We start from the raw sequence: 23,376 nt of genomic DNA on the forward strand, positions 1-23,376 counted from the left end.
GGGCGGTGGCGGCAGCGAAACCATCACGATAGCCGCGACGGTGCCCGAGTCCGGGCAGTTCTCCTCGCTCGGCGAAGCGTCAAGCGCGGGTACGAGCTCGGCGTCTCCATGATGGACGAACAGCTCGACCAGGACGTCGAGTTCATCGTGCAGGAGACGAGAGCGACCCCGAGGCCGTCCGGGCAGAACCTCAACCCCAGCATCACGAGCAACAACCAAGGACTCGACATGATCTGGGGAGGGCTTCTCCAGCCTCCTGGTGACCGCCGGCTCCGCGTACGCGGAGAGCCAAGGCATCCCGTTCCTCGGGGCGTTCTTCGCGTACGAGGGTCCCCACCGCAACGAGGGCTACGAGTGGACGTACTCGCCGTTCCCGAAGTCCCGGGACGTCGCCCGCTCGACCCGCGGGCTGCTCGAACTCATCCCCGAGGGCGAGCGCCCGACGAACGTCGGCCTCTGGGAGCCCAACAGCGGCTGGGGCGAGGAGCAGGCCGACTACTGGGAGGAGACGCTCTCGGACGCCGGCTACGACGTCGTCCTCCGGGAGACGTTCTCGCTGGGGAGCCAGGACTTCTCGACGCTCATCTCCCAGTCCGAGAGCGAGGACGTCGAGGTGCTGCTGTCGACGCCGACGCCGCCCGGCGGCATCACGGCGGTCAACCAGATGCAGTCGAACAACTGGGCGCCGGACGTCCTGAAGTTCGTCCGCGCCGCGGACCCGACGGCGTGGTGGTCCGCGCTCGGCGACACCGGCGCGTACGCCTGCATGTGTCCGGGCTGGGTGCCCGGCCTCACCGGCGGCGGCAACGAACAGCTCTGGAGCGCCTACGAGAGCGAGTACGGCCTCGAAGACGGAGAACTCATCCGCACGCCCGTCGGCGGCGCGTACAACGTCGCCCAGACCGCACTGCAGGCCATCGAGGGGGCGGACTCCGTGCAGCCGAGCGCCCTGCAAGAGACGCTGCGCTCGGAGACCTTCGAGACCGTCATCGGCTCGTTCGGCTTCGAGAACAACGGCCTGCCCGCCGAGGGCGACCTGACAGCGCCGACCGGGCAGTGGTGGGAGGGGAACCAGCACACCGTCTACCCCGAGACGGACGGCCGCGGCGCGATGGACTTCCAGTACCCCATCCCGGCGTGGAGCGAACGGTAATCTCTTAGCCCCCCACCTTCTCGGTACACACAACCACACATGGTAGCAACCGACCTACTCGTTCAGTCGCTGCTCAACGGCCTCCTCCTCGGCGGGATTTACGCCGTCGCCGCGCTCGGGCTCTCGCTCGTGTTCGGCATCATGGACATCGTCAATCTCGCCCACGGTCACATGCTGATGGTCGGGGCGTACGTCGCCATCGTCCTGTTCACGGCGCTCGGACTCACGCCCATCGTCGGGATGGTCGTCGCGTTCGCCGTCCTCTTCGTGCTCGGGATGGCGCTCCAGCGGTTCGTCCTCGAACCCGTCGTCGGCGAAGGTATGGAACAACCGATCATCGTCCTGTTCGGGCTGGCACTGATGCTCCAGAGCATCGGTCGCATCGTCGTCGGGAGCACCGCGCAGGCCACCGACATCAACATCCCCGGGGACGCCATCTCCATCGGCGCGGCGACGCTGTCGTTCCCCCGCGTCGTGACGTTCGTCCTCTCCATCGTGCTCATCCTCGGCACGTGGGCGTTCCTGAAGTACACGACCACCGGCCTCGCCATCCGCGCGACCGCACAGAACAGCTCCGCCGCCCAGTACATGGGCGTCGACACGGACAACATCTACGTGCTCACGCTCGGCATCGGCACCGGGCTCGCCGGCGCGGCCGGCGCGCTCCTCTCGATGCTGTTCCCGATCACGCCGTACGTCGGCTGGTCGTACCTGCTGAAGGCGTTCGCCGTGGTCGTCCTCGGCGGCGTCGGCAGCATCGCCGGCACGCTCGTCGGCGGCCTCATCCTCGGGGTCTCCGAGAACGTCGGCGTGCTCTACCTCGGCGGCGGCTTCCGGGACATCATCAGCTTCGGCATCTTCGTGCTGGTGTTGCTCGTGCGGCCACACGGCCTGTTCGGTAGCTCCGGAGGTGGTGAGTGATGGCGTCGATCACCGACACCTTCGGCGACCTCTTCGAGAACCGCCGCCGCACCGCACTGGCCGTCGTCGGCGTGCTCGCGCTCCTGGCCATCCCGTACTCGACGACGCCGTACGTCACCGACGTCGTCTTCACCGGCCTCGTGTTCGTGATGCTCGGCGTGTCGTGGAACCTCGTCGCGGGGTACGCCGGCCAGATTAGCCTCGGCCACCACGCCTTCTTCGGGGTGGGCGCGTTCGTCTCGGCGTGGCTGACCACGCCCGGGCGCGCCAACCTCCCCGAGGCGATCCAGTCGCCGGCACTGCTCGCCATCGCCGTCGGCACGCTCGTCGCGGGCCTGCTCGCGCTCACGCTCGGCCCGGTTCTGTTCCGGCTGAGCGGCCACTACTTCGCCATCGGGACGCTGGCGGTCGCAGCCATCGTCCAGCTCGTGTTGCTCGACCAGCGCCGGTTCTCCGGCGGCTCCACGGGCTACTACGTGCAGAACAGCCTCTCCGAGGACGTGTTCTTCGTGCTGATGGTGCTCGCGACCGTCGCGGTCATCCTCGTCACGTACGCCATCGTGAAGAGCCGCTCCGGGCTCGGGATGCGCGCCATCCACGACGACGAGGACGCCGCCAGCAGCCTCGGCGTGAACCCGCTGCGGTACAAGCTGCTCGCGTTCACCGTCGCGTCCGCGATGGCGGGACTCGCGGGCGGGTTCTACGCGCAGTTCTCGCTGTACATCAACCCCGACTCGACGCTCGGCGTCCCGTGGATGGTCGACACGCTCGTCGTCGTCGTCCTCGGCGGCATGGGGACGATGGCCGGGCCGATTCTCGGCGCGGGCCTGTTCCTGACGCTGGACACGGTACTGCGCGAGACGGCCGGCGAACTCGCCACGACCATCGAGGGTGCGCTCATCATCATCTTCGTCATCTTCGTGCCGGGCGGCCTCTACAAGCTGCTGAAGGACCGCTACGGCGACGACGAACCCAACGCCGCCGAAGCGCAGGCAGAACAGGCGGAGTAACGCCGCAGAACGCTCCGTACGCCTTCTTTCGTCGTTCGCGCCGCGAGAAACCGAGTAGTCGCGTCTACCCGCCGAGGTACGACGCCGCGACGCGCTCGTCCGTCGACAGCTCCTCGGCGCTCCCGGAGAGCGTGACCTCGCCGGACTCGAGGACGTAGCCGCGGTCCGCGATGCGGAGCGCGTTGTTGACGTCCTGTTCGACGAGCAGCACCGTCGTCCCCTCCTCGTTGATGCGCTCGATGGCGTCGAAGACGTCCTCGACCAGCACGGGCGCGAGCCCGAGGCTGGCCTCGTCGAGCAGGATGAGGTCCGGGTCGCTCATCAGCCCGCGACCGATGGCGAGCATCTGCTGTTCGCCGCCGGAGAGGGTCCCCGCCTTCTGCCCCTTCCGCTCCTCGAGGCGGGGGAAGACGTCGTAGACCCGCTCGAACTGCTCGCTCATCCCGTCGCGGTTCGTGTACGCGCCGAGCCGGAGGTTCTCGCGGACGGTGCTGTCCGAGAAGATCTCCCGGCCCTCGGGGATGTGCGTGACGCCCTTCGGCACGACCTCGTCCTGCTGGAGGTGGCCGATGGACTCCCCTCGGAACTCGATGTCGCCCTCGCTGGGCGTGAGCGGGCCGCAGATGGTCTTCAGGACGGTCGTCTTGCCGGCGCCGTTCGCGCCCAGCAGCGCCACCGTCTCGCCTTCCGTCACGGAGAAGCTGACGTCCCAGACGACCTGCACGTCGCCGTACGCCACGTCGATGCTGTCCACTTCGAGCAGGGTCATTAGGCCACCGTACACAACTCCCGCATAAAAGATTACCTCCGTCCGAGAGCCGTCCCGTCCCGCGGGCTACCGCAGGACGTGGGCGTCGTCGTAGTGCGTGCGGAACGCGAACCAGAGACCGTGGCGACCCGGAACCCGGTCGCGGGTGGCCTCGCCAGCGCGGAGTTCGTTGCGCGTAATCGTCCACGCCCTGCCCTCGCCGTCCACGAGCACGTCGCCGTCGCGCTCGACCGGGGTCGGCGGCGCCTCGTAGACCGCGACGTCGCCGGTGGCGTCCCTGACCGCGACGACCTCGCGGCCGTCGACCGTCCCGACCAGCGGGTCGTCGAACTCCTCGACCGGAATCGCCCAGACCTCGCTCGCGTCCTCGCCGACGAGCCCGTAGACGTCGGTCTTCTCGGGGAGTTCGCCGTCGGCCTTCGTGACGCCCGGCTGGACGACGTCCTCGTTGTTCCAGTAGTGCCGGAAGAACCCGACGTGGTCGTCGTAGTAGTCGTAGTCGTAGTCGTAGCCGGTCTCGGGGTCGAGTACGCGCGTCTCCGGGTACTCCGCGCGCCACTCGCCGAACGTGGTCTGGGTGACGGCGAGCTGGTCGAGCACGAGGTCGGGCTGCTCGGCGAGGTAGCGGCCGGCGGTCGGCACGCCGGCGTGCTGGTCCCACAGCGTCTCCGTCTCCTCGTCGTACATCACCTTGTTCCCGGACGCGAGCATCCCGGAGCTCCCGAACGTGAGCACGTCGTGGTCGCCGGCGTCGACTCTCCGGTCGTAGAGGATGGGCGCGTTGCAGAGCGTGCAGTACGTGAGGCTCACGGGAATCCCGTCGAGGGTGACGTTCAGGAGTTCGTGCGGGAACAGCACCTCCCGAGGGACGGCGTACCGGGTGCCGGCGAGTTCGAACCCGAAGACGGTGTCCTCGTCGTCGAGGTAGTCGGCGTCCCCGGCCGGGCGGAAGTCGGGGGCGTTCAGCGCCGCGAGGAACGACCGGTCGCAGTTCCCCCAGCGGATCTCCTGCAGGTCGAACTCGCGGGGTTCGGCGTCGAGCAGGCCGCCGACGGGCGGCAGGTAGGACTTGTAGAGGCGGAGCTTCCACTCGTCGAAGCCCTCCAGCGGCTCGATGTCCTGCTGGCTGTACCACGACTCCCACTCCACCCACGCGTGCTCGGAGTCGAAGTTCGGCGCCGCGAGCTCCGCGAGCGCGTCGCGGACGCCCGGCCACCGGACCTCGGGGAGGTCGAGGTACCGCGGCGGGTCGCGGCTCCGCAGCACCTCCGGGAACCCGAACTGCTCCCAGTCGTTCCCGATGGCGTCGATGACCAGTACTTCCAGCAGGTGCGGGACGACCCGTTCGTCGCCGTGTTCGGCGAGCGCTTCGACGGCCTCGGCGTGGGCGTCGGCGTCCCGAACGAGCAACTGCTCGACGGACTCTTCGAGCGATGGCGAATCGGTCGGCATGCTACAGCGTGCGCGAGCGACCGAGAAAAATGTGCGTGTCGGCGAGCTTACTCCTGGCCGCCCTTCGAGACGTGGACGTCCGCGAAGCGGAGGTCGCGCTCGGTGACGTCGACGACCATGCGGCCGACGTCCTCGATCTGGGCGTCGATGGTGTCGCCGTCGGAGAGCTCGCTGACGCCCTCGGGGGTGCCGGTCGTGATGACGTCGCCGGCCTCGACGGTGGCGCCCAGCGACGCGTACTCGACGACGTCAGCGCACGTGTACACCATGTCGCCGGTGTTCTCGTACTGCTTGCGGTCGCCGTTGAGCTCCAGTTCCATCTGGAGGTCCTGCGGGTCGTCGATCTCGTCGGCGGTGACGACGGCCGGGCCGATGACGGTGAACGTGTCGTAGGACTTCCGGTTCGAGCGGTCCTGGTCGCCGCGCACGGAGATGTCCAGGAGAATCGTGTACCCGAAGATGTGGTCCCACGCGTCCTCGGCGTCGACGTCTTTGACGTCGTCGCCCATCACGAACGCGAGTTCGATCTCGTGGTCGACGCGGCGGTCCGAGAACGGCAGTTCGACGCCGTGGTCGGGGCCGACGACGCTCGAGGGCGCCTTCAGGAAGTAGCCCTTGTCCTCGATGCTGAACCACTCCTCGGTGGTGATGTCCTTGTCCGAGATGGCCTCCTCGATGTGGTTCTCGTAGTTCAGCGGCGCCGCGATGACCTTCCCGGGGCGCTCGACGGGCGAGCCGAGTTCGACCTCGCTGCGGTCGTAGTCGGGCTCTTTGTCGGCGTACTCGCTGGCGTCGTAGTCGCCGTTGATGTACTCGACGAGCGGGTCGTCGGCGTCGATGCCGAGGCGGTCAGTGAGGTCGACGACGCCGTCGTCGTCAGTGAGCAAGCCCAGTCGGTCCTCGTTGAAGCGAACGAATCGCATGTGTCTCAGTGGGGCGACCACCCCCATAAATCATCTCGTTCGGGGACGGCCGACGCCGGGGGTTCGTTCCGCGCCCAGTTTCGCTGGCGATAATCGCGGTCAACGCTTATTACATAGAATCACAGAGGGGTGACTATCATGGCCTCACGACAGGACGAACGGGACGCCGCCGTCTCGCTGTACGACCCGCCGGACGACGCCGACGAAGTCGAACGCCTGCGCGACGAGCGGGACTTCTGGAAGCACCTCTTCGAGGACCTCACCGAGCGGTTCCCGGAGCCGACGCTGGTCGTCGACGACGAGGGGCGGGTCACGTACTGGAACCGCGAGCAGCAGGCGATTCAGGACACGCCCGCCGAGGAGGTCATCGGCGAGGTCGCTCACGACGTCATCGGCACCGAGGAGGTCACCGACACGCTCGCCGAGGAGGTCGTCCGGACCGAGGAAGCCGTCAACGAGGACCGCGTGCGCTCGGGCACGAACGAGGACGGCACCGAGTGGCACGTCAGCGCCGCCGCGCTGCCGCTGTACGACCCCGACGGCGAGGTCGTCGGCTCCTTCGAGATGGTGTCGCGGGTGACCGACCTCGTGGAGCAGCGGGCCGCCGTGAAGGACGCCCAGGAGCGCATCACGTCGGAGGTCGACGCGACCGTCGAAGAGCTGCTGGAGTCCTCGGAGGCGGTCGCCGACAACAGCCAGTTCATCGAGGAGACCGCCCGCGAGCAGGTGGAGTCGCTGGCGGAGGTGCGCAACGAGGTAGAGTCCCTGTCCGCGACCGTCGAGGAGATCGCCTCGCAGACCGACGAGGTCGACGAGCGCGCGGCGAACGTCGCGGAGAACGCGGCGGCGTCCGTCGACGCGACCGACGAGGCGCAGGCGCTGCTGGACGACGTGGAGGACGCCGCGACGGACCTCGACGAGACCGCCGTGGAGCTGGACGCGCAGGTCGAGGAAATCGAGTCCGTCGTGGACGTCATCAGCGACATCGTCTCCCAGATCAACCTCCTCGCGCTGAACGCGAACATCGAGGCCGCGCGGACGGAGGGGAACAACGACGGCTTCGCGGTCGTCGCGGACGAGATCAAGGAGCTCGCCGACCAGTCCAAGGAGGAGGTCGACGCCATCGAGTCCACCATCGAGCGCGTGACGGACATCGTCGAGGAGACCACGGACGGCGTCGAGCGGACGACGGCGGGCATCGAGCAGACCGTCGAGCGCGTGGAGACGATTCGGGAGCGCCAGAGCGAGATTCACGAGGCCGCCGAGGAGACCTCCACGGGGATGGCCGAGATCGCGGAGGCGACCGACGAGCAGGCGGTCAGCGCCGAGGAGGTCACGACGATGCTCAACGACGTCCTCGACAGCCTCCACGACGTCGTCGACGAGATCGGCGAGCTCGCCGACGAGAACGACGAGCAGACGCAGCTGGCGCGCAGCGTCCGCGAGCGCGTCCACGACGTCGAGGCCGAGCTCGAGGCGACCATCGACGACTAGAAGAAGCTCTCAGTTCGCGTGAGGTCGACGTCGCCGGCGACGTCCTCGCGGAAGTGCTCGGCGAGGTCCTCGACGCTCCAGCCGCCGGGTTGGACGCCGACGCGGTCCAGCGCGGGCTCGGAGAAGACGCCGACGCGGTCGCCGCCGGCGTACAGCGCGCAGCCGGTAACGTCCGCGGCGTGCTCGCTGGCGAGGAACGCGGCGAACGCGGCGACGCGCTCCGGAGGCATCTCCTCGCGCGTGTACGGCCGGTGTTCCTCGGGGACGGTCTCGGTCATCCGCGTGTAGGCGTTCGGGACGAGCGCGTTCACGCGGACGCCGTGGCGGTACATCTCCGAGGAGACGGACCGCGTCATCCCGAGGATGCCGGCTTTGGCGGCGGCGTAGTTCACCTGGCCGACGTTGCCGCGGGCGGAGTGCGCGCTCGCCGCGAGGTACGAGCGCTGGCGGTCGAAGCCGTCCTCGCCGGCGGCGTCCCGCCAGTGCTCGCAGGCCGCCTGCAGGAGCGTGAACTGGCCCGTGAGGTTCGTCTCCACGACGGCCTGCCAGTCCTCGGGGTCGAGTTTGTAGCTGAGGTCGTCCCGGAGGATGCCCGCGAAGTTGAGGACGGCGTCCACGCGGCCGTGCTCGTCGACGGTTTCGGTGACGAGGTCGTCGGCGTAGGCGAACTCCGTGAGATCGCCGGCGTGTGCGGTCGCGTCGCCGCCGTCGTCGCGGATGGATTCGGCGACCGACGCGGCGACTTCGGGGTCGCTGCCCTCGCCGTGGACGGAGGTTCCGAGGTCGTTGACGACGACGGTGGCGCCGCGGTCGGCGAGCGCTCGCGCGGTTGCTTCGCCGAGGCCGTTCCCGCCGCCGCCGACGATGCAGACCGTCTCGTCGAGGCCGGTCATGACGGCACCTCCGTCGTCGAGAGAGTGTCGCTGTCTGTCGATTCGCGGTGGATGGACGACTGGATGCGGTGGTGTCGCGGGCGCATACGTCGGGGTTCGACGAGCCGGCATGCAAAGCTTTGGGAGCGGGCTGGTCGCATCACTAGTTAACTAAAGTGGGCGTATCAGGAAACAGAGTAACCGACACTTTAAATATCGAGGTTAACTTCTATGTCGACGATGGGAGCAAGTGACATACAGAACGTGGCCGTGCTCGGCGCGGGGAGCATGGGTCACGGCATCGCGGAAATCGCGGCCATCGCAGGCTACGACGTCGTACTCCGCGACATCGAACGGGAGTACGTCGACGACGGCCTCGAACAGATAGAGTGGAGCCTCGGCAAACTCGAAGAGAAGGGTCGCATCGACGACAGCGCAGACGACGTGCGCGCCCGCATCGAGGGCGAAGTCGACCTCGAAGCGGCAACCGAGGACGCGGACCTCGTCGTCGAAGCGATTCCCGAAGACCTCGACCTCAAGAAGGACACGTTCGGCGAGGTCGACGAGTACGCCCCCGAGCACGCGATTCTCGCCTCGAACACCTCCGGGCTCAGCATCACCGACATCGGCGCGGCGACCGACCGACCCGAACAGGTCGTCGGCGCGCACTTCTTCAACCCGCCCGTGAAGATGGACCTCGTGGAGGTCGTCCACGGCGAGGAGACCAGCGAGGCGACCCTCGAAGCCATCCACGCGTTCGTCGACGACCTCGACAAGCGCGCCATCGACGTCAAACGCGACGTCCACGGCTTCATCGTGAACAACGTGATGCTACCGTTCATCGAGGAGGCCGCGTGGATGCTCTCCGGCGACGAGACGACGGTCCAGCAGGCCGACGCCGCGATGGTCTACCAGCGCGGCTACCCGATGGGGCCGTTCGAGCTCGCGGACTACACGGGCATCGACATCGCGTACCACTTCCGCGAGGACACCGACCTCGACTCCCCGCCGGCCATCGCGGAGAAGGTCGAGGCCGAGGACCTCGGGAAGAAGACCGGCCAGGGGTTCTACGACTGGGAGGCCGAGGGCCCGGACTACGAGCCCGACGACGGCGAGGGCTTCGACTGGCTGCGCGTGGAAGCCCGGATGGTCAACGAGGCCGCGAAGCTCGTCGGCGGCGAGGTCGCCACCCCGGGCGACGTGGACCTCGGGAGCCGTCTCGGCGCGCGCTTCCCCGAGGGCGTCTGCCGGCTCGGCGACCAGATCGGCCTCGACGCCGTCCTGGAGAAGCTCCAGACGCTCTACGAGGAAACGGGCTCGGAACGCTTCGCGCCCGCGGACTACCTCGTCGAACTCGTCAACGCCGGCCACACGGGCGTCGACGCCGGCCGCGGGTTCCACGACTACGCCGGCGACGGCCCCTACCAGTACATCAACAAGGAGCTGACCGACGAGGGCGTCCTCGAAGTCGAGTTCGACCGCCCCGAGCGGCTGAACGCGTTCTCCGAGACGATGTTCGGCGAGGTGAAGGAAGCCCTCGACAACGCCGACACCGACGAGGTGTCCTGCGTCGTCTTCTCCGGCGCGGGGCAGGCGTTCAGCTCCGGCGCGGACATCACGGGCTTCATGGCCTCCGAACCGACGGAGCTGATGGACGTCGACGAGACGATTCAGGCCGTCGACGAGTTCGAACGCCCGACGGTCGCCGCCATCGACGGCTTCTGTCTCGGCGCGGGCTTCGAGATCGCGCTCGCCTGCGACCTCCGGCTCGCCACCGAGGACTCCTCGCTGGGCGCGCCCGAGATCAACCTCGGGCTCATCCCGGGCGGCGGCGGCACCCAGCGGCTCACCCGCATCGTCGGCGAGGGCCGCGCGAAGGAGCTGGTCTTCCGCGGCGAGCAGATCTCCGCGGAGCGGGCCGCCGACTGGGGGCTGCTCAACCGCGCGGTGCCCGAGGACGAATTCGACGACACGGTCGAGGAGTTCGTCGACGACCTCGCAAACGGGCCGAAGACGGCGCTGAAGGTCGCCAAGCGCGTCATCGACGACGGACAGGACGCCAGCCTGCAGGCCGGCCTCGACTCCGAGAGCCAGGCGTTCGGGCTGCTGACGACGACCGACGACATGGTCGAGGGCGTCACGGCGTTCCGTGACGACCGCGACCCGGAGTTCGAGTGATGGTCCGGAACGCTGCAATCGTCGGCGGCGGGCACGCGGACTGGGGCAAGCGCGAGGCGACGTGGAAGGACCTCGCCCAAGAGGCCGGGAAAGCCACCTTCGACGACGTTGACGGGCTCGGCCCTGACGACGTGGAGGGCTTGTTCGTGGGCGCGGTCCAGCCCGAGCGGTTCGCGTTCCAGAGCCACGTCGCCCCGCTGGCGGCGGAGCTGCTGGGGGTGAACGCCTCGAAGATGATCGCCCGGACGGAGCTGGCGTGCGCGAGCGGGCAGGCCGCGCTGCGGTACGCGTGGCTCGCCATCGCCGCCGGCCAGCTCGACGTCGCGCTCGTGCTCGGCGTCGAGAAGATGAACCTCGGCGACGAGTACATGGGCGAGACGCAGGCGAGCATGACGAACGTGCTCGACCGCGAGTTCGACGGCGTCAACGGCCTGAACGCGCCGTCGTTCTTCTCGATGTACGCCCAGCGGCACATGCACGAGTACGACACCACCCGGGAGCAGCTCGCGCAGGTGAGCGTGAAGAACAAGCGCCACGCCGCGAACAACCCGTACGCGCAGTTCCAGCAGGACGTCGACGTCGACGACGTGCTGGACTCGTTCCCGGTCGCGCCGCCGCTGTGCCTGCTGGACTGCAGCGGCATCACCGACGGCGCCGCCGGCCTCCTGCTCGTCAGCGAGGAGAAAGCCCGCGAGCTCACTGACACCGCGGCCTACGTCACGGGCAGCGGGCAGTCCTGCATGGCGAGCAACTCCATCAACAACCTCCCGTCGATGTCCGCGTGGCCGCAGGCGACGCAGGCTGCCGAGGAGGCCTACGAGCAGGCCGGCATCGACGACCCGGTCGAGGAGCTGGACGTCGCGGAGGTCCACGACTGCTTCTCCATCAGCGAGATCATCGAGTACGAGGACCTCGGCTGGGTGGAGAAGGGCGAAGGCGGCCAGTTCATCGAGGACGGCCGCAGCGAACTCGACGGCGACATCGCCGTCAACCCCCGGGGTGGCCTGCTCGGCTGCGGCCACCCGCTCGGGGCGACCGGCGTCTCGCAGGCGCTGGAGGTGTACAAGCAGTTCACCGGCGAGGTCGAATCCGCCCGGCAGGTCCCGGACAGCCCGGAGACCGGCCTCATCCACAACCTCAGCGGGAGCGGCTCCGTGCACAGCGTGATGACCCTCGCGAGGGACCCACAATGACTGACACCGACGACGAGGTGCCACGGCGCACCGTCACGATTCCGGACCGCATCGAACTGCCGCGCCTGCTGGACTTCTACGACCTGCAGGACGCCGACCACACGCGCATCCACGAGTTCTACGACCGGCTCCGCGAGGGGTCGCTGTCCACCACGCAGTGCGCGGACTGCGGCGAGTTGCACTTCCCGCCCCGCGTGGTCTGCCCGGAGTGCACGAGCGACGACCTCGAGTACGTCTCGCTCCCGCACGAGGGGACGCTGCACGCGTTCTCGACGGTTCGCGGTAGCCCGATCGGGATGGACACGCCGTTCGGCACGGGGGTCGTAGACCTCGACGGCGTGGACGTCCAGTTGTCCGCGCGCATCGACGGCGCGGAGTACGACGACCTCGCCATCGGCGACCCGGTGTCGCTGGTGATCACGGAAATCGACGGGCCGACCGACCAGCAGCGGGTGTTTTACCGCTTCGAACCACAGGGTGACAACGAATGACGATGGACTACGAACTGACGATCACGACGTTCCTGGAGCGCGCCCGCGACCTCTTCGATCACAAGGAGATCGTGACCGCGCTCCCGGACGGCAGCACGCACCGCTACACGTACGGCGACGCGTACGAACGCATCAGCCAGCTCGCACACGCCCTCGACGACTACGGGATGGAGCCCGGCGAGCGCTCGGGCGTGATGGCGCTCAACCACTTCCGGCACTACGAGCTGTACTTCGGGCCGTCGTGCAGCGAGCGCTCCATCCACATGGTGAACCACCGGCTGCCCGAACACCACCTCGTCAAGATTATCAACGAGGCCGGGGACCGCCTGCTCTTCCTCGACCCGCAGTTCGTCGACACCATCGAACCCATCGCCGACGAACTCGACACCGTCGAGCAGTACGTCGTGCTCGGCGACGAGGACGCCATCCCGGAGACGAGCCTCGACCCCGTGACCGACTACGAGTCGTTCATCGCGGGCTACGACACCGACTACGACTGGCCGGACATCGACGAGGAGACCGAGAGCGCGCTCTGTTACACGTCCGGGACGACCGGCCTCCCGAAGGGCGTCCAGTACACCCACCGCGGGCAGTTCCTCCACACGATGATGCACAGCCACGTGGACGTCTTCGGCGTCAGCGAGTCCGACACGGTGATGCCGGTCGTGCCGATGTTCCACGTCAACGGCTGGGGATTCCCGTACACGACGACGTTCACGGGCGCGAACATCGTGTTGCCGAACCAGCACACCGACCCGGACGAACTCATCCCCATCATCCAGAACGAGGACGTGACCATCGCGGCCGCCGTCCCGACGGTGTGGATGGAGGTCGACCGCATCATCGAGGAGTCCGAGGACCTCGGCCCGGACGCACTGGAGACCCTCGACGACGTGCTCATCGGCGGGAGCTCGCCGCCGGAGTCGCTCATCCGGAAGTTCGACGAGGTGTACGAGGCGCCCATCGGGCAGGGCTACGGGATGACCGAAGCCTCCCCGCACCTCGCGAACACGCTGATGACGACCGAGGTCGAACAGCTCCCGGAGGACGAGCAGGACCGCCTCCGCATGAAGGCCGGCGTCCCCGCGCCCGGCGTGAAGGTCCGGCTGCGCGACGAGGACGGGAACCCGGTCCCCCACGACGGGGAGACGCCCGGCGAAGTGCAGGCGCGGGCGCCGTGGCTCGCGGGCGAGTACTACGAGCGCCCCGAGGCCACCGAGTCGTCGTGGACCGAGGACGGCTACTTCCGCAGCGGCGACGTCGCCACCATCGACGAGTACGGCTACATCGACGTCGTGGACCGCCTCGACGACGTCATCAAGAGCGGCGGCGAGTGGATCTCCAGCATCGAGCTGGAGAACGCGCTCATCGGCCACGACGGCGTCGAGGAAGCCTCCGTCATCGGTGTGCCCCACGAGAAGTGGCAGGAACGGCCCGTGGCGTACGTCGTGACGGACGGTGACGTGACCGTCGAGGACCTCCGCGAGCACCTGCTGGAGGAGTTCCCGAAGTGGTGGCTGCCGGACCGCTTCGAGTTCGTGGAAGAAGTGCCGAAGACGTCGACCGGGAAGTTCGACAAGATCGCGCTCACCGAGGAGTTCGAGGAGCGGTACGGGTCGCTGCCCGTCGACGAGTAGTCACGGCGTCTTCCCGTTCTCGGGGTCGAGGTTGTCGAAGAGGTCCGGGCTGGCCCCGAACTCGAGGACGTTCGTCATCACCGACGAGCGAACGTTCAGCACGGTCTTGCCGTGGTTCTTGTAGAACTCGTGGAGCCAGCGCTCGCCGACCTCCCGGGTGGGGAACAGCATGATGGACTTCCACTGGTACTCGCCGTCCGAGAGGAAGTACATCAGCGTGTGCTCGGAGTCCCGGATGTGCTCCATCGTCTCCCGCCACTCGTCGGCGAAGTACTCGGGGTTGAACTTGAACTCGAACAGCTCGAAGACGAAGTACTCCTCGTTGGGGACGATGGCCTCCCGGAACACGCCGGCCTCGCGCATGTTCCGGATGGACTCGTTGACCGTGACGTAGGAGACGTCGATGTCGTACTCGTCCTCGAGGATGTCCGCGAGGTCCCGCGAGGAGACGCCGGGGTCCTTGGCGAGCTCCCGGAGGATGACCACGTCGCGGTCCTTGAAGTCGTACGCCGGTGTGTCGTTGGCCATGCCGTACTCTTGCGAGGAGCAGGTGTTAAGCGTTCGTGGTTTCACCGAGTAGACTGCCCACGGAGCCGGTGTTACCGTGCCCAGTCGGCGAGCACGGAGGTGGCGTACGCCGCGCGCTCCGGCGCGTCGAAGGTGACGACGCCGACGTCCTCCATGCGCTCGCGGTCCGGCGTGAGCGCCTCGTCCGGGCCGGCGACGGTGAACACGATCGGCTTGTCGAGGTCCTCGGCGAGCGTCTCGAGCTCCTCGACCGGGTAGCCCAGCGAGTGCTCGAAGATCTCGTAGACGAGGACGATGTCGACGTTGTCGTCGCGGGCGACCGCGTCGACGACCTCGCCGAACTGCGGCATCGGGCGGCCGGTGTCGACGGGGTTCTCGTCGTACGTGAACCCGGGGAGGATGTCGTCGACGCGCTCGCGGGACTCGCCGGTCAGTTCGGGGAACTCGACGCCGCGCTCGTCGAGGTAGTCGGCCAGCATGATGCCGGGGCCGGCCTGCGCGGTGACGAGGCCGACGTTCGGGCCGTCGGGCTCCGGCGCCGACGCGAGCACGCGGCTCGCGTCCAGCAGCTCCGTCAGCGAGTCGGCGACAACGCCGCCGGCGCCCGTGATCGCCTCCTTGTAGTACTCGTAGTCCTGGAACGGCGCGGCGGTGTGCGCGCCGACGAACTCCTCCATCCGGTTGCCGGACTTCAGCGCCACGACCGGCGTCTCCGACTCGCGGACGGCGTCGACGACTGCTTCGTGGTGTTCAGTGCCCTCGACGTGGAGCGCCATCGCCTCCACCTCGGGGTCGTCGTCGAGGACCGGAATCACGTCGTGGAAGTCGGTGTTCACGCGGTTCCCGAGCCCGTACATCCCGGCGACGCCGTAGCCCTCGCGGTCCAGCTGGAAGGTCGCGGTCACGCCGACGCCGCCGCTCTGTGCGACGACCGCGACGTCGCCCTGCTCGATCTCGTCGAAGCCGGGGACGAAGGAGCTGAACACGTTCCGGTGGGGGACGATGTGACCCGCCGTGTTCGGCCCGAGAATCGTGATGTCGTACTCCTCGGCGGTCTGCCGGACTCGCGCCTGGAGCTGTTCGCCGTCCTCGCCGGCTTCAGCGAACCCGCCGGCGAAGACGACGGCGGCGCCGACGCCGGCCTCGCCGCAGTCCTCGAGCACGTCCGGGGTCGCACCGGCGGGGACACAGCAGAGCGCGAGGTCCGCGTCGACGTCCGTGACGGAGTCGACGAACTCGTAGCCGTACACCGTCCCCTCGCCGGAGGGGTTGACGGGGTAGACGTCGCCGTCGAACTCTTTGGCGTTCGCCATCGCGTCGTTACCGAGCTTGCCCGGCGTCGCGGACGCCCCGATGACTGCGATGGAGTCGGGGTCGACCGCGTCGGAGAGACTCATACACACACGTGCGGTCAGACCTCGAATATACATTTCGGAACCGCGAGGCGCGTCGGGCGTGAAACTGGTCGCAAAAAACACAGCGCGGCCCGTTTTCGCGTCCGCGGTCAGGCGTCGTGACCCTGTCCCTTCTGCCCGGTCAGTTCCTCGGGGACGAGCCGGTAGCGCGGCTGGTCGGTGATGGGTTCGCCGTGCGGGAAGAGGCTCGCGAACTGCGCGTTCTCGAACATCGTGTCGGTGGCGTCGTCGCTGGCTTCTTCGGACACTTCCTCGATGGGGCCGCGCGCGACGACGCTGCGCCAGTGGTGTTCGTCGTCGTACTCGTACGTGGAGAACGTCGCGGTCTCCGTGGCGGCGGCGTAGTCGAGTTTCTCGCTGTCCTCCCCGAACTGGAGGAGGATGAAGTACAGCGCGTCGCCGTCGTAGCCGAACGAGATCGGCGTGCCGTAGGCGACGTCCCCGCTGGCCAGCGAGAGCACGCCGATGCCGCGCTCGCGGAGGAACGCCTCGCGTTCGGTCTCGTCCATGGCGACGCCACGCAGGGGTCGGTCGGTCGCATCTGGTGCGTCCATACGAACACGTTAGGGGACCGGCACGGAGAAAGTCGGTGCGAACATGTTCGCAAAGAGCGGTCGAATCGTGTGCTGGTCACTAATGGTGCGTCTCATCGAGCAGGGAAACATCTATACCCCAGTTCTGCGTGGGTTGTAATACGATGAGCGGCTCAGCAGCCACAGAAGACGTGCCCGTCGTCGTCGCCGGCGCGGGGCCGACCGGCATGACGACGGCGCTCGCGTTGCACGCCAGAGGCGTCGACGTCACCATCCTCGAAGCCGACCCGAAGGACCGGGACCGACCCGGCAGCCGGGCTATCTACGTCCACAAGGACACGCTCCGGACGCTGGAGAACGCCTCGCCCGGCCTCGGCCACCGGCTGGTCGACAACGGCATGATCTGGTCGACGCGGCGGACGCTGTTCCGCGGCGACGAGGTGTTCGAACGCACCTACCCCGACCCCGGCGGCGACGGCGACCTCCCGCACTTCACCAGCATCCCGCAGGTCTGGACGGAGGAGTACATGCTCGACGCCGTCGAAGACGCCGGCATCGACGTCCACTGGGGCGACGGCGTGGAGACCGTCGAGGCCGACGCTGACGGCGTCCGCGTCGAGACCGAGAGCGGCGAGGAGTACCGCGCCGCCTACGCCGTCGGCGCGGACGGCGCCGGCTCCACGGTGCGCAAGGAGATCGGCGGCGAGTTCGACGGCACCGAGTCCGCGAACTCCTTCATCATCGCCGACGTCGACGAGTTCGACGACGAGGACGACCAGCTGTTCCAGGAGCGCGTGTTCCACTACGACCACCCGCGCGTGGACGGCCGGAACGTCCTGCTCGTCCCGTTCCAGGGCGGCTGGCGGGTCGACATCCAGTGCAAGGAGGACGACGACCCCCAGCGGATGACCGAGGACGAGGAGATCGCCGAGCTGGTCGCGAAGACGCTCGGGGAGGACTACCGGGACCGCGTCGAGTGGGTCTCCCAGTACAAGTTCAAGCAGGTCATCGCCGACCGGATGGTCGACGACCACAACCGCGTGCTGCTCGCGGGCGAGGCCGGCCACCTGTTCGCGCCGTTCGGCGCGCGCGGGATGAACTCCGGCGTCGCCGACGCGGAGGCCGCCGCCAGCGCCATCGCGGTCGCGCTGAACGCGGACGTCGAGGCGGCGCGCGCCGCCGAGATCACGGAGTACGGCATCACGCGCCTGAAGGCCGCCGAGTACAACAAGAACGCCGCCGGGCAGGCCCTCGAGTACCTGCAGGGCGACAGCTACGTCACGCGGGCGAAGAAGTGGCTCGCGGCGAAGGCCGCGCCGTACTACGAGCCCGCCGGCGAGTGGCTCGACGACGCACCGTACGGGCCGCACGGCGGCCCGCCGGTGACCATCGGCCAGTACTGAGCGCGAACTGAGGCACAGTCGGTCTCTCTCGCTTCTCTCCGTTCTCGACGCTGGACAGCGCGCGCTTCGCGACAGTTCACGACCAGCACACGCAGTCACCGACGACTTCCGAGATGGCCGTCTAGGCCACTATCGGCTTCTCTACTGCTGTATTCTTTCTCATCGAACAGTCCGCCGGTGACTGGCGAACACCTCCGGGGACCGCAGGGCCGTGCACGCTGCCAGCCACCGTGTACGAGTCCGCCTGCTCCGGGATGTCACCGCCGCTCGCCCGAGGTTCGAGGCGTCGGCCCCACGACAGCATTTATAAGTCTCTCAGAGCCGTTCGTCCACACCGAACAGAGATTCTGTTTCGAGAGTAGGCGAATCTCTACGCCGCAGAGCAGTGGAGAACGAGTTTGAGCAACGCATTCGAATCAGTCGCTACAGGAAGGTGAGAGCCGGTCGAACGGTGATCCGCCCGGGCCAACTAGGCCGAGCCCACTCTGGCGTGGGCGGCGTTCGCAAACGACCTGCGAGACCGGGTATTGGAGTGGTCCCGGTCCCGCCGCGTCGAGAGACCCATACTAAATTCGATTATTAGAGTTGCGAATCGAATTGGGGAGCGTCTAGAATCCCGTTCCCCCACACCGAACGACACTAGCTGTAATTCCTGGAGGGATATCGGCCGCACAGGTGCCGCCGAGACGGCACCGAGAGCCACGAGTGTAATCCCACCGGCGGGAGTGCGTGCGGATAGTTCGAGCGTTCCCCGCAGTCGCCGAGACAGGAGCCGCCGGGGACAGACCGGAGAATCGACGCGAGGAGCCGCTCAGCGGCCCCTGTAAATAACAACGGTACTCCTGTTATTCACTCACTGCTCCTCGCAGTTGCAGCCGTCGCCGGCGAGCAACTCGGCGATCCCGTACTGGGTGTCACACTCCGTGCAGAGGACGCGCACGTCGACCATCACGCGGAACTCCCCGAGCGTCAGTTTGGACGTGCGGCGGAGCTGGTCGAGTTTCGTCTCCGTGACCGAGACGAGCCGCCCGCGGAGCTTCTGAACGGCGTCCGCGACGGTCTCGAGTCGGTCGCCGGTGTCCCGCTCGTACTCGGCCCCGCGGTACTCCTGCAGGTAGCTCCGGACGGCCTGATAGGTCACGACGTCGCCCGCGAGGTCCTCGACGTCGATACCCTCGCGTTCGAGGCGCCGGCGGAGCTGCGTCTGCTCGGCAGCCCCGCCGCCGTCGCCGGTCAGCAGCCGAACGACGTCCCCGACCTCCGCCTCCGACGGGTGGAGGCCGGCCTCGTAGAGCCGCTCCCGGACGAGTTCGCGGTTGAAGTGCTCCGCGAGGTCCCGCAGGCTCCAGTGGTCGTCGCCCGTCGCCGTCCAGCGCGCCTCCAGTTCGGCACCGACGCCGTCGAGGTCGTGCTCGTCGACCAGCCGCGCGACCTTGCTCTGGCGGCCGGCAGTGTCGTGCTCTGCGTCGCCCATAGGGGCAGTACGCGAACCCGGACGGTTATACTTACCCCTATCCGCGACCGGCTGGGACGCCGAACTCGACCACGCGGGCTCGCGTCGACCCCTGGCATCCCCGGACGTCCTAGTCGGGCCGTGGAGAGCAGACTGCGAGCCGGCGGGACTTTCCTATACGATAACAGAGACGTACGGATTCGTATATAGTTCTCGATACTTTTGATGAGGGGCACACTACAAGTTCGATAATCGGCAGTTAGTGCGGGAAGATATACACTCAATTCACGAAGTAGACTCTCCTTTTCGTCGCTCGTTCTCAATATACGTCGGATATACCACGTATCGTCATTTGAGTATTGGGGGTTCGGTGATTCGTCCACCACCTATCTAAAGTCGGTATTCAGCGGCTATTCCAGGTTCTCTTCGTGTTTCTTCCCGGCCGACGAACACGGGACAGTACACACGGCTTCGGGAAGTACCATATCGCGAACTATCCCAATTATCTATGTATTACCGGCGTTCGGAACGCCGAGGGAGCCGATCGGCGCCGAGCGCAGCCCACAGTGAGAGACGGTATCGGTGACCGTGGCGAACCGCACCTATAAGCGGCCGCCGTTCGAACCCCTGGGACGAACATGATGCGCCACGACGTCGCCATCGTCGGCGGCGGCTGCGTCGGGCTGTCGGTCGCGAAGCACCTCGCGGAGCGGACCGACCTCGACGTCGCCGTCCTGGAGAAAGAACACCACCTCGCGGCCCACCAGAGCGGCCGGAACTCCGGCGTCCTCCACCCGGGGTTCAACTACCCGCCGGACTCGAAGAAGGCGCGGTTCGCCACCGAGGGGACCAGCCGGATGAAGGAGTACTGCGCCGAGCACGGCGTGCCGTGCGACGAGCTAGGCGTGCTCGTGGTCGCGAAAGACGACGCCGAGGAGGAGCGCCTCGAGACGCTCGCCGAGCAGGCGGAGGCCAACGGCGTCGAGTACGAACTCCTGCGGTCGGAGGCCGAAATCCACGAGCACGAACCGTACGCCGAGGGGCAGGCCGCGCTGTACGCGCCCGAGGCGGCGTCCGTGGACTCCCAGCAGTACGTGTACGCGCTCGCCAGCGAGGTGCGAGACGAGGGCGTCGACGTCTACACGGGCTACGAGGTCACCCGCGTCGAGGAGACGGCCGACGGCTACCACCTCGCGACGTCGAACGGCCACTTCGAGGTGCCGTACCTCGTGAACGCGGCGGGGCTGCACGCGGACGAGCTCGCCCACCAGGTCGGCGTGGGCGAGCAGTACCAGGTCGTCCCGTTCCGCGGCGAGTACTACGAGGTCCGCCCGGAGCGCGCGGAGCTGTGCCAGACGATGATCTACCCGACGCCGAACCCGGAGCTCCCGTTCCTCGGCGTCCACTACACGCGCCGGACGGACGGGAAGGTCATCGTCGGGCCGAACGCCGTGCTCGCGTTCGGCCGCGAGGCCTACGACAACACCGACGTCGACCTGCGGGACCTCTACGAGACGCTGACCTACGAGGGGTTCCGGAAGCTGCTGTCCTCGAAGCTGATGGTGAAAGTGGCGTGGGACGAGCTGAACAAGTCCTACCGGAAGGAGAAGTTCACCGAGGCGTCCCAGCGGCTCGTCCCGGACGTCCGGGCGGCGGACCTCCAGCAGAGCTACGCGGGCATCCGCGCCCAGCTCGTCAGCGACGACGGCGAACTCGTCAAGGACCCGCTGTTCGTCGAGCGCGAGGACGCCGTCCACATCCTGAACGCCGTCTCCCCCGGACTCACGTCGTCGCTGCCGTTCGGCGAACACATCGCCGGAAAGCTCGCGGAGAAAGTCTAGGGAGTTAGGTCCCCTGCCGACGTGCGAGCGGTATGGAGACGTCCGAGAATCTGACTGTCGGCTCGTGGGACGACCCGTTCCTCGTGGAGGAAGCCTACGAGGGCATCGAGCGCCGCGTCCTGTGTTTCGACGACGAGACGATGCAGGTCCACTACACCGTCGACGAGGGCGCAGTGTTCCCCGAGCACAGCCACGAGGAGACACGCCAGACCGTGTACGTCGTCAGCGGGGCGGTGGAGCTGTTCGGCGACCACGAGACGGTCCTGGAGGCGGGCGACTCGTTCATCGTCGGCCCGGGCGTCCGGCACGGCGTGCGCGGCGTCGCCGACCAGTCCGAGCTACTGGACACGTTCACGCCGCGCATCGAGTCGTACGCGAGACAGTAACCACCCGCCGGGGGCCGGCCCGCGACCCGACGCTTTATTAGCGCAGCGCTGGAACTGCTACCACGACGAGCGACGACCCGACCGCGGAGCGGACTGCGCTCCGGCGCCCCTGTCGCCACTCACAGACTATGCACGCCCTCAGGAACCGCGGCCGACGGGCGGCCGCCACAGACGGCTGTATCGCGTCGAACGACCGACCTCGGCGCCGGGACGAACGGGGACAGCGATGACGCCGGGTCCCGCCGACCAGCCGATAGAGCAGCGACTCAACGGCGACGTGCCGGTGGTCGGTGCGGCCGAGGCCGCCGCGGCCATCGACGCGGACGCGACGGTGCTGACGAGCGGGTTCGGGAGCGTCGGCTACCCGAAGGCGATTCCGCTCGCGCTCGCGGACGACGACCGCGACCTCTCGCTGACCGTCGTCCACAGCGGGAACGTCGGCGACGAGATCGACGTCGACCTCGTGGAGGCCGGCGCCATCGAGCGGCGGTTCTCCTACCAGTCCTCGCGGGTCGCCCGCGAGGCGACGAACCACCGGGAGATCGCGTTCAGCGACCGGAACGCCTCCTCCATCGGCGACGAGGTACAGCACGGCGGTCTCGTCGACCCGGACGTGGCGGTCGTGGAGGCGGTCGCGGTCGGCGAGGACTGGTTCGTGCCGTCGACGTCGCTCGGACAGGTGCCGGCGTTCGTCGAGGCCGCCGACCGGCTGTACGTGGAGCTGAACCGCCGGCAGCCGCTCGAACTGCAGGCGCTCCACGACGTCTACCGGCCGGACGCGCCGCCGAACCGGCGGCCGGTGCCGCTCACCGGTCCCGGCGAGCGCATCGGCACGGCACACGTCGACTTCGACCCCGGGAAGCTCGCGGGCGTCGTCGAGACGGACGCCGCGGACTCGACGTACACGTTCCGCGACCCGACGGACGACGACCTCGCCATCGCGGAGAACCTCGGGGAGTTCCTCGACGCGGAGATGGAGCGCTCGCCCGTCTTCGAGGACGCGGTCCACCTCCAGTTCGGCGTCGGCTCGCTCGGCAACGCGCTGATGGGCGAGCTGAAGGAGCTGGACTTCGGCGGCCGGGACGTCGTCTACTTCGGCGAGCTCATCCAGGACGGGCTGCTGGACATGCTCGACGACGGCCAACTGGAGTGCGCCAGCGCCACCTCGATGGCGCTCACCGACGAGGGCCAGCAGCGGCTCTTCGAGGACGTCGAGCGGTACGCCGAGGACGTCGTGCTCCGGCCGGCGGACGTCTCGAACCACCCGGGCGTCATCGACCAGTTCGGCGTGGTCGGCGTGAACAGCGCCATCGAGGTCGACATCTACGGGAACGTCAACTCGACGCACGTCGGCGGCAAGCGGATGATAAACGGCGTCGGCGGCTCCGCGGACTTCAACCGGAACTCGCTGGTGACGGTCTGCGCGCTCCCGTCGACGCTGAACGACGGCGCGGTCTCCCGAATCGTCCCGATGGCGTTCCACGTCGACCACACCGAACACGACGTCGACGTCTTCGTCACCGAGCAGGGCGTCGCGGACGTCCGCGGGCTCTCCCCCGTCGAACGCGCCGAGCGCATCATCGAGCACTGCGCGCACCCGGACTTCGCGCCCGAGCTGCGGTCGTACCTCGAGGACGTCAGCGAGCAGGACAACCACATCCCCCACGACGTCCAGCGCGCCGCCGAGTGGCACGAGTAGCGCCGCTCGCGGGACACAGTTCTGC

Annotated in this window: 19 protein-coding genes and 1 pseudogene; 12 read left to right on the forward strand and 8 right to left on the reverse strand. The window is 67.9% G+C overall.

Annotated elements, in window-relative coordinates:
- Positions 1-253: 253 nt before the first annotated feature.
- The 3 genes and pseudogenes from GJ634_RS05620 to GJ634_RS05630 all read left to right on the forward strand — a co-directional run.
- A pseudogene (locus tag GJ634_RS05620) lies at positions 254-1,153 on the forward strand (ABC transporter substrate-binding protein); the annotation flags it as partial.
- Positions 1,154-1,192: 39 nt separating this feature from the next.
- Entirely contained in the window at positions 1,193-2,074 is an 882-nt protein-coding gene (locus GJ634_RS05625) for a branched-chain amino acid ABC transporter permease (protein ID WP_157501022.1), read from the forward strand.
- Positions 2,074-3,084, forward strand: a complete 1,011-nt coding sequence (locus GJ634_RS05630) for a branched-chain amino acid ABC transporter permease (RefSeq protein ID WP_157501024.1) — start codon at positions 2,074-2,076, stop codon at positions 3,082-3,084. The genes GJ634_RS05625 and GJ634_RS05630 overlap by 1 nt, the downstream gene beginning before the upstream one ends.
- Before the next feature lie 64 nt (positions 3,085-3,148).
- Here GJ634_RS05630 and GJ634_RS05635 read toward each other — a convergent pair whose 3' ends face one another.
- The 3 genes from GJ634_RS05635 to GJ634_RS05645 all read right to left on the reverse strand — a co-directional run bounded on the left by GJ634_RS05635 (position 3,149) and on the right by GJ634_RS05645 (position 6,228).
- The gene (locus tag GJ634_RS05635) at positions 3,149-3,847 is read right to left on the reverse strand and encodes an ABC transporter ATP-binding protein (RefSeq protein WP_197425422.1); all 699 of its coding nucleotides are present in this window, start codon (positions 3,845-3,847) and stop codon (positions 3,149-3,151) included.
- Between the two features lie 72 nt (positions 3,848-3,919).
- Positions 3,920-5,305, reverse strand: coding sequence for a DUF3179 domain-containing (seleno)protein (locus GJ634_RS05640; RefSeq protein ID WP_157501028.1), 1,386 nt, complete (start codon positions 5,303-5,305; stop codon positions 3,920-3,922).
- A 47-nt stretch (positions 5,306-5,352) separates the two neighbouring features.
- Positions 5,353-6,228: a fumarylacetoacetate hydrolase family protein gene (locus tag GJ634_RS05645; RefSeq protein ID WP_157501030.1), complete on the reverse strand. Its 876-nt coding sequence runs from the start codon at positions 6,226-6,228 to the stop codon at positions 5,353-5,355.
- A 138-nt stretch (positions 6,229-6,366) separates the two neighbouring features.
- Between GJ634_RS05645 and GJ634_RS05650 the strand changes: the two genes are divergently transcribed.
- The gene (locus GJ634_RS05650; RefSeq protein WP_157501032.1) at positions 6,367-7,722 is read left to right on the forward strand and encodes a methyl-accepting chemotaxis protein; all 1,356 of its coding nucleotides are present in this window, start codon (positions 6,367-6,369) and stop codon (positions 7,720-7,722) included.
- Here the strand turns inward: GJ634_RS05650 and GJ634_RS05655 are convergent.
- Positions 7,719-8,615, reverse strand: coding sequence for an SDR family oxidoreductase (locus GJ634_RS05655; RefSeq protein ID WP_157501034.1), 897 nt, complete (start codon positions 8,613-8,615; stop codon positions 7,719-7,721). The two genes, GJ634_RS05650 and GJ634_RS05655, sit on opposite strands and share 4 nt — an antisense overlap.
- Before the next feature lie 219 nt (positions 8,616-8,834).
- On the opposite strand from GJ634_RS05655, the gene GJ634_RS05660 reads away from it, so the two are divergent.
- Genes GJ634_RS05660 through GJ634_RS05675 form a run of 4 tightly spaced genes read left to right on the forward strand, consistent with a single transcriptional unit; the run spans position 8,835 to position 14,093 of the window.
- On the forward strand, positions 8,835-10,772 hold the full coding sequence (locus GJ634_RS05660; RefSeq protein WP_157501036.1) for a 3-hydroxyacyl-CoA dehydrogenase/enoyl-CoA hydratase family protein: 1,938 nt from the start codon (positions 8,835-8,837) through the stop codon (positions 10,770-10,772).
- Entirely contained in the window at positions 10,772-11,965 is a 1,194-nt protein-coding gene (locus GJ634_RS05665) for a beta-ketoacyl synthase N-terminal-like domain-containing protein (protein WP_157501038.1), read from the forward strand. Before GJ634_RS05660 ends, GJ634_RS05665 begins: the two co-directional genes overlap by 1 nt.
- Positions 11,962-12,456, forward strand: a complete 495-nt coding sequence (locus GJ634_RS05670) for a Zn-ribbon domain-containing OB-fold protein (RefSeq protein WP_157501040.1) — start codon at positions 11,962-11,964, stop codon at positions 12,454-12,456. The genes GJ634_RS05665 and GJ634_RS05670 overlap by 4 nt, the downstream gene beginning before the upstream one ends.
- Positions 12,457-12,458: 2 nt before the next feature.
- Positions 12,459-14,093 (forward strand): long-chain fatty acid--CoA ligase, encoded by a 1,635-nt coding sequence (locus GJ634_RS05675; RefSeq protein ID WP_394350875.1) that lies wholly within the window; start codon positions 12,459-12,461, stop codon positions 14,091-14,093.
- Here the strand turns inward: GJ634_RS05675 and GJ634_RS05680 are convergent, their stop codons facing one another.
- The 3 genes from GJ634_RS05680 to GJ634_RS05690 all read right to left on the reverse strand — a co-directional run bounded on the left by GJ634_RS05680 (position 14,094) and on the right by GJ634_RS05690 (position 16,590).
- The gene (locus GJ634_RS05680) at positions 14,094-14,621 is read right to left on the reverse strand and encodes a winged helix-turn-helix domain-containing protein (protein ID WP_157501044.1); all 528 of its coding nucleotides are present in this window, start codon (positions 14,619-14,621) and stop codon (positions 14,094-14,096) included.
- Between the two features lie 71 nt (positions 14,622-14,692).
- Positions 14,693-16,018: a CoA-binding protein gene (locus tag GJ634_RS05685; protein ID WP_157501045.1), complete on the reverse strand. Its 1,326-nt coding sequence runs from the start codon at positions 16,016-16,018 to the stop codon at positions 14,693-14,695.
- A gap of 107 nt (positions 16,019-16,125) precedes the next feature.
- Positions 16,126-16,590 carry a pyridoxamine 5'-phosphate oxidase family protein gene (locus GJ634_RS05690; protein ID WP_157501047.1) on the reverse strand — a complete coding sequence of 155 codons (465 nt, stop codon included), beginning with the start codon at positions 16,588-16,590 and terminating at the stop codon, positions 16,126-16,128.
- A gap of 143 nt (positions 16,591-16,733) precedes the next feature.
- On the opposite strand from GJ634_RS05690, the gene GJ634_RS05695 reads away from it, so the two are divergent.
- Positions 16,734-17,972, forward strand: coding sequence for an FAD-dependent monooxygenase (locus GJ634_RS05695; RefSeq protein ID WP_157501049.1), 1,239 nt, complete (start codon positions 16,734-16,736; stop codon positions 17,970-17,972).
- 853 nt (positions 17,973-18,825) lie between these two features.
- Here the strand turns inward: GJ634_RS05695 and rdfA are convergent.
- On the reverse strand, positions 18,826-19,446 hold the full coding sequence (rdfA, locus tag GJ634_RS05700; RefSeq protein WP_157501051.1) for a rod-determining factor RdfA: 621 nt from the start codon (positions 19,444-19,446) through the stop codon (positions 18,826-18,828).
- Positions 19,447-20,063: 617 nt separating this feature from the next.
- Here rdfA and lhgO point away from each other — a divergent pair.
- From lhgO to GJ634_RS05715, 3 genes are all read left to right on the forward strand, one after another.
- Complete coding sequence (gene lhgO / locus GJ634_RS05705) at positions 20,064-21,266, forward strand: L-2-hydroxyglutarate oxidase (protein ID WP_157501053.1); 1,203 nt, start codon at positions 20,064-20,066, stop codon at positions 21,264-21,266.
- Positions 21,267-21,298: 32 nt separating this feature from the next.
- Positions 21,299-21,652 carry a cupin domain-containing protein gene (locus GJ634_RS05710; protein WP_157501055.1) on the forward strand — a complete coding sequence of 118 codons (354 nt, stop codon included), beginning with the start codon at positions 21,299-21,301 and terminating at the stop codon, positions 21,650-21,652.
- 226 nt (positions 21,653-21,878) lie between these two features.
- Positions 21,879-23,351, forward strand: a complete 1,473-nt coding sequence (locus GJ634_RS05715) for an acetyl-CoA hydrolase/transferase C-terminal domain-containing protein (protein ID WP_157501057.1) — start codon at positions 21,879-21,881, stop codon at positions 23,349-23,351.
- Positions 23,352-23,376 lie beyond the last annotated feature (25 nt).

The organism is Halobacterium sp. CBA1126, from assembly GCF_009741975.1.
GTDB lineage: Archaea > Halobacteriota > Halobacteria > Halobacteriales > Halobacteriaceae > Halobacterium.